The following is a 5,963-nucleotide window of genomic DNA, read 5'->3' as shown; positions in this document are numbered from 1 at the left end:
CCGCGTAGCCGGCGCGAGCGCTGGCGGCGGTGCGGATACAGCAGCGCCACGGGCATGGGCGCTGCGCGGTGGGCGGGCAGCACTTCCACCAGCTCGCCCGTGTCCAGCAGGTGCTGCACGTCATAGCGCGGGATCTGGATCAGCCCCAGGCCGGCGCGGCAGCAGGCGATGTAGCTTTCTGCATTGTTGGTCACCACGCGGCTGGGCACGGCCAGGGTCTGCGGCCCGTCCACCCCATCCGCCCCATCCACATCGCTCGCCCCACTGCATTCCCAGGGCAGTTCCCGCCCCGTGCGCGGCGAGGCATAGCCCACGCTCCAGTGGCCGTGCAGCAGGTCCTGCGGCTGCTCGGGCAGGCCGTGCTCGCGCAGGTAGGCAGGGCTGGCGCAGTTGATGAGGGCAATGCAGCCCTGCGGGCGCACGACCAGGCTGCTGTCATGCAGCGTGCCCACGCGCACGGCGCAGTCCACGCCTTCCTGCACCAGGTCGATGGCGCGGTCTGACGAGCCCAGCACCAGCTGCAACCCCGGGTGGCGGCGCATGAGCCCCGGCAGCGCAGGCGCCAGCAGGCGGCGCGCGATGCGGCTGGGCACGTCCACATGCAGCCGGCCCGTGGCCTGGCGCGTGCGGGCCTGGAACATCTGCTCCACATCCTCGGCCTCTGACAGCAGCGGGCGCACACGCTCCAGCAACTGGGCGCCATCAGCCGTCAGGCTCACCTGGCGCGTGGTGCGGTGCAAGAGCCTTGCGCCCACCTGCTCTTCCAGCTGCTGCACGGCGGCAGACACCGTAGCGCGCGGCAGGTCCAGCGCATGGGCGGCCTTGATGAAGCTGCCCATCTCGGCCACCTGCATGAAGATCCGGTATCGGTCGAGTCGGTCCATGGGACGCAGCATAGTCCGTGCAGCGGTCCTTCTACTTGGCCTACTTGGTGGTATAGCCGCCGTTGATCAGGATGGTCTGCCCGGTGATCCACCAGCCGTCGCTGACCAGGTGGCGGATGAAGGGCACCACGTCTTCGATATGCGTCAGCCCCGAGGGCGAGAACGGCGACAGCGCCGCCGCGCTCTTGTGATAGGCCACCGCGTCAGCGCCTTCCTGGCCGTAGAAGAACGGCGTGTCCATGGGCCCCGGCCCCACGGCCGTGACCGAGATGCCCCGCGCCCCGAACTCCTTGGCCGCCGCCCGCGTGAAATGCTCCACCGGCGCCTTGGTGCCCGCATAGGAGGAATAGAACGGCGTGAACGCGCCCAGCAGCGAGGTCACCAGGGTCACGATCTTGCCGTGGTCGTTGACATGGCGCCCCGCCTCCTTGAGGAAGAAAAACGCCGACTTGCCGTTGACGGCCGCCATCTCGTCGTACTCCGCCTCGCTGATCTCCATCAGCGGCTTCTTGAGCACCTTGCCCACGGTGTTGATGGCAATGTCCGGCCGGCCCACGGCGTCCACGGCCTCTGCAAAAAGCCGCTCCACAGCGCCAGCACGCGTCAGATCACCCTGCAGCGCCACGGCCTCTGCGCCCAGCGCACGCACTGCGGCCACCGTGGTCTCCGCCTCGGCCCGGGAAGACTCGCTGTTGTAGTGCACCACCACGGCCCGCGCGCCGTGCCCCGCCAGATCACGGGCAATCAGCCCGCCCAGATTCTTGCCGCCGCCTGCAATCAGCGCCACCTTGCCGCGAATGGAATGGTCTGCCATGGAAACGCTCCTTGTGCTTGGATGAAGCACCCAGCTTAGGCAGCCAGCCCCCCGCGATAAACCGGCGCAGCCGGGATGGATCATCCAGAAAACCAGAACAATCAGCCGCGCCCAGCGGCGCCTGCCCCCGGCAGCCCGCTCCGCTCCCCCCTCCCGTATGCCCGCGCCTGCGTCGGGCCGCCTGCGGGGTTGCAGTCCTGCCGCAGGACAGGACTGCTTCGTCATCTGACTCGCCGTGATTGTCTGAACGGAGCGCGCAGCGCGAAGTGAGTTTCACGGCGAACCCCGCAGGTGGCCCGACGCAGGTTGCCCCGCAGCGCAGCGAAGGGGTCGTGGGCATTCGGGTCGCCTTTGCTTTGCCTACTTTCCTTTGGCGAAACAAAGGAAAGTAGGTCGGCCGCCGGGCCGAGACCCGGCCTCGAAAAAACACCACCCGGCAGGGTCAAAAAGCCAAACCCGCGTCACGCCAGGCGAACAAGACAAGCCTCACGACAAGGTCCGCTCGTACATATACCGCCGCGACCAAGCCAACGAAGCAGCCCCCTGCCCCGCCCTCCGACAAACAACCTGAAAGATAGACACGTCATCGTGCTCAAACGCATAAGCACACCCCGCCAAATACACCCTCCAAATCCGAAACCTCTCCTCATCCACCAACGCCCGAATCTCCGGCACACAAGCCTCAAACCGCTCCAACCACAACTGCAACGTGCGCACGTAATGCCGCCGCAACCCCTCCACATCCAGCACCTCCAGCCCCCCACGCTGCATGGCCTCCAGCGCCAGGCTCAGGTGCGGCAGCTCGCCATCAGGAAACACATACCGGTCGATGAACGCGCCGCCGCCCAACGCCGTGGCGCCCACGTCCGCATCGGTGGAGGTGATGCCGTGGTTCAACGCCAGCCCGTCATCGGCCAGCAGCTCGCGCATGTGCGCAAAGTACATGGGCAGGTTGCGGCGGCCCACATGCTCGAACATGCCGACGCTGGTGATGCGGTCGAAGCGCCCCTGCACGTCGCGGTAGTCCTGAAGGCGGATCTCGATGCGGTCGGCCAGGCCTGCCGCACGCACGCGCTCGGTGGCTGCTTCGAACTGATTGCGCGACAGGGTCACGCCCACGCAGTGCGCGCCAAAGTGCTGGGCCGCGCGCAGCACCAGGGCGCCCCAGCCGCAGCCGATGTCCAGCAGGCGCTGGCCGGGCTGCAGGCGGATCTTGGTGAGGATGTGGTCCAGCTTCTTGCGCTGGGCGGTGGCCAGGTCCTCGTCGCCGTTCTCGAAGTAGGCGCAGGAATAGACCATGCCCTCGTCCAGCCAGAGCCGGTAGAAGTCGTCGGACACGTCGTAGTGGTACTGGATGGATTCGCGGTCCGTGCTGCGGCTGTGCCGAAAGCGCCTGGCCGCACGCGCCGCAAGCGCCAGCCGCCCCGGCCCCTTGCCCGCGCCCTGGGTCTTGGACATGCGGCGAGCCAGCGCATAGCCGAAGTCGATGATGTCGGGCAGCCGGCCGTCGATGTCGATCTGGCCCTTCACATAGGCCTGGCCCAGGTGGTCCAGGCTGGGGTCCAGCAGCAGCGGCAGGGCCGAGGCGCTGCGCACGGTAAGCGTGACCCGCGGCTGCTCGAAGCGGCCGAAGTCGAACTGCTCGCCATTCCACAGCACCAGCCGCGCCGGCAGATCGGCCCGCGCACGCACGGCCTCGGCCCAGCGCCTGAGCTTTTTGTCCCAGAACATCGTGCATCTCCCCGGGGCTGGCGGCGCCCCCTTTGACATGAACCGCATGAACCGCATGCAAAGCAAATGACGAGTCTTGCCGGTTCATGTGACGGCAAGACGTCAGCACGACGAAGCCCACGCCGGTAGCGGATCGATACAGACCCGATGGCGCCCACACCCCGCCAAAACCCCGCCAGCCGCCCGGCTTGGGGCACACTGGCCGGCGTTCCAACTGCCCCGGCGCGAAGGCGCCTGCGACAGACCCATGCAAGCCCATGACCTGAGCATCGAACACTGCATCGAGCACTGCATCGAGCACCGCAACGAACAATGCAGCACCGGCGGCCACCGCCTGCCGGATTTCAGGAACCTGCCATCGAACTGGAGCCAGTGACGCCATGGCCATGACCCATACCCAGGCGCTGTCCAAGCTGGCAGCCGACACCCTGGTGCAGACCCTGGAGGAAGACGTGGCGCGCGTGATGGCGCGCACGTTTGCGCTGGGCCGGCACGATGCCGCTATTGCGGCCAACTACGGCGGCCATGCCCTGCCGCCCCTGCTGCGGCGCTGGAGCTGCGTGCTGCAGGCCGGTGACGCCAAGGCAACGGCGCTGTACCGGCACAAGACGGCGCTGGCCCTGGCCATCGTGCTGCACAGGAACGGCCTGGCCGACGCGGGCCTGAACGCGGCGGCGCGCACGGCCATCGATGTGCTCAATGCCGAGGTGGCGCTCAGCGATGACTTCTTTCGCAAGTCGGCGCAGATCCGCCAGGACTTCCTGGACACGCCGCCCGCGCCGCCCAAACGCTCGCCGGGCCTGCCCGACAGCCTGACCTTCTACCGCGCGGCCGACGTGGTGGCCATGGAGCTGGACGGGCGCTTTTACGCCCTGTACGTGCACGGCTGCGCCCGGACCAACCAGAGCCCCATCGTCGAGTTCTACGACGCGGTGTTCGACCATGTGCCGCAGATGGCGGAGCTGGCCGACGTGCGCGCCCGGGGCCGGCGCTACAACGATGGCGTGGGGCGGGTGGCGCGGTTTTCCATATCGGGCCTGAAGTTCCTGCCCGACCCGGCAGGCCAGTTCACCCTGGTCAAGGCCTGCGTGGAGACGCCGCCGGACCCCGGCCATCTGCAAAAGGGCGACTGGCTCTACACGGTGTCCGACATCTTCGAGCTGCAGTCCGAGGTGGACACCATGTTCGGCCCCGGCGGCAAGCCTTGAGCCCTGGCAGCGGCCTGTTCTTGCCTGTTTTCAAGAGGAAATTCATGACGCATCCCCGGCCTTCCACTCTGCCCTCCCGCATGACCTTGCCGGCCGTGCTGGCAATGGCTGCCACGCTGGCCCTTGCGGGCTGCAACCAGCGGCATGACACAGCAGCCATGGAATCTGCGCCCGCCCCCGCGCCCATGGCGGGCGGCGCCGGCATGAAGCAAGGCCGCGCCGCCACCGTGCAGGCCGAGGATGCGGCAGCAGCCGCACCAGAGACATCGGCGCAGGACGAGATGGCCCAGCGCTTCCTGGCCGTGCGCCAGGAGCTGAACGTGGAAGTGCCGCAGGCGCAGTTGGCCGATGCCTGGGGCCAGGTGCGCGACCTGTGTGCCACGCTGCGCTGCGAGCTGCTGTCGGCATCCCTTCTGCGCGAGACGCCCCAGCAGCCCGGCAACGCCATGCTGGAGATGCGCGTGGCGCCGGCCGATGTGCAGCGGCTGCTGGGCACGCTGGCCGGCGTGGCCACCATCGTGTCGCAGAACACCATCAGCGAGGACAAGACGGCCGAGGTGATCGACGTGGAGGCGCGCATCAGGAACCGCACCGAGTTCCGCGACAGCCTGCGCCTGATGCTGCGCGACACCACGACCAAGCGCACCATGTCCGACCTGCTGGAGATACAGCGCACGCTGTCGGACACGCAGGCCGAGCTGGACGCCATGGCAGCCCAGCGCAAGGTGCTGGAGCAGCAGACCAGCAAGCAGCACATACAGATCCAGTTCACGCCCACCCGCGCCCTGGTGCAGGGCGGCACCAGCTACAGCCCCATAGGCCGCGCGCTGCGCGATGCCGGCCATGTGCTGGGCGAGAGCATGGCCGCGCTGATCACCTTCGTGGCGGCCGTGCTGCCCTGGCTGGTGCTGGTGGTGCTGCCGCTGGGCTGGGTGCTGCGCGCGCTGTGGCGGCGCAGGCGTGCCAGGAAGGCCTGAGCGGCACGGCAGGATCAGGAAGTACGGCGGCACGGAGACCGGCCCGCCCGGCAGCCCTGCCGTGCTCCAATCAAGCCATGCCCACCGAACCGAGCCTTGACGACCTGCGCCGCCATGCCGTGGCGCGCACCCTGTTCACACCGACCACCCTGCCTGCGGCCATACAGCGCCTGGGTTTTGTGCAGGCAGATCCGATCCGCGCCCCGGCCCGGGCACAGGACCTGACGCTGCGCCACCGCGTCAAGGACTACCGCGCCGGCGACCTGGAGCGCCGCTACGCGCCCCTGCCGATCGACGAGGACTGCCTGGTCAACTACGGCTTTCTGCCCAGCGAGCACCTGGCGCTGAT

7 protein-coding genes are annotated in these 5,963 nt (G+C 68.3%); 4 read left to right on the top strand and 3 right to left on the bottom strand.

Features of this window, described 5'->3' with window-relative positions:
* The 3 genes from L995_RS25655 to L995_RS25645 form a co-directional block, all read right to left on the bottom strand.
* Nucleotides 1–884: LysR family transcriptional regulator (locus L995_RS25655; protein WP_047474134.1), on the bottom strand; the 884-nt coding region annotated here is incomplete at its 3' end.
* A gap of 40 nt (nt 885–924) precedes the next feature.
* The gene (locus L995_RS25650) at nt 925–1,698 is read right to left on the bottom strand and encodes an SDR family oxidoreductase (protein WP_016453872.1); all 774 of its coding nucleotides are present in this window, start codon (nt 1,696–1,698) and stop codon (nt 925–927) included.
* Nucleotides 1,699–2,184: 486 nt separating this feature from the next.
* Nucleotides 2,185–3,429, bottom strand: coding sequence for an SAM-dependent methyltransferase (locus L995_RS25645; protein WP_047474133.1), 1,245 nt, complete (start codon nt 3,427–3,429; stop codon nt 2,185–2,187).
* Between the two features lie 247 nt (nt 3,430–3,676).
* On the opposite strand from L995_RS25645, the gene L995_RS34730 reads away from it, so the two are divergent.
* The 4 genes from L995_RS34730 to L995_RS25630 form a co-directional block, all read left to right on the top strand.
* Complete coding sequence (locus tag L995_RS34730) at nt 3,677–3,805, top strand: hypothetical protein (RefSeq protein WP_269431537.1); 129 nt, start codon at nt 3,677–3,679, stop codon at nt 3,803–3,805.
* A gap of 10 nt (nt 3,806–3,815) precedes the next feature.
* Nucleotides 3,816–4,637 (top strand): hypothetical protein, encoded by an 822-nt coding sequence (locus tag L995_RS25640; RefSeq protein ID WP_231574528.1) that lies wholly within the window; start codon nt 3,816–3,818, stop codon nt 4,635–4,637.
* Nucleotides 4,638–4,681: 44 nt separating this feature from the next.
* A complete protein-coding gene (locus tag L995_RS25635) occupies nt 4,682–5,614 on the top strand; it encodes a DUF4349 domain-containing protein (protein WP_047474132.1) in 933 nt (310 codons plus the stop codon).
* Nucleotides 5,615–5,691: 77 nt separating this feature from the next.
* Nucleotides 5,692–5,963: DNA glycosylase AlkZ-like family protein (locus L995_RS25630; protein ID WP_047474131.1), on the top strand; the 272-nt coding region annotated here is incomplete at its 3' end.

The sequence above is a fragment of the Delftia sp. ZNC0008 genome, from assembly GCF_000799035.1.
In the GTDB taxonomy this organism is placed as follows: domain Bacteria; phylum Pseudomonadota; class Gammaproteobacteria; order Burkholderiales; family Burkholderiaceae_C; genus Comamonas; species Comamonas tsuruhatensis.
The sequence above is the reverse complement of the archived record's forward strand: the minus strand, read 5'-3'. Positions and strand labels throughout refer to the sequence as shown.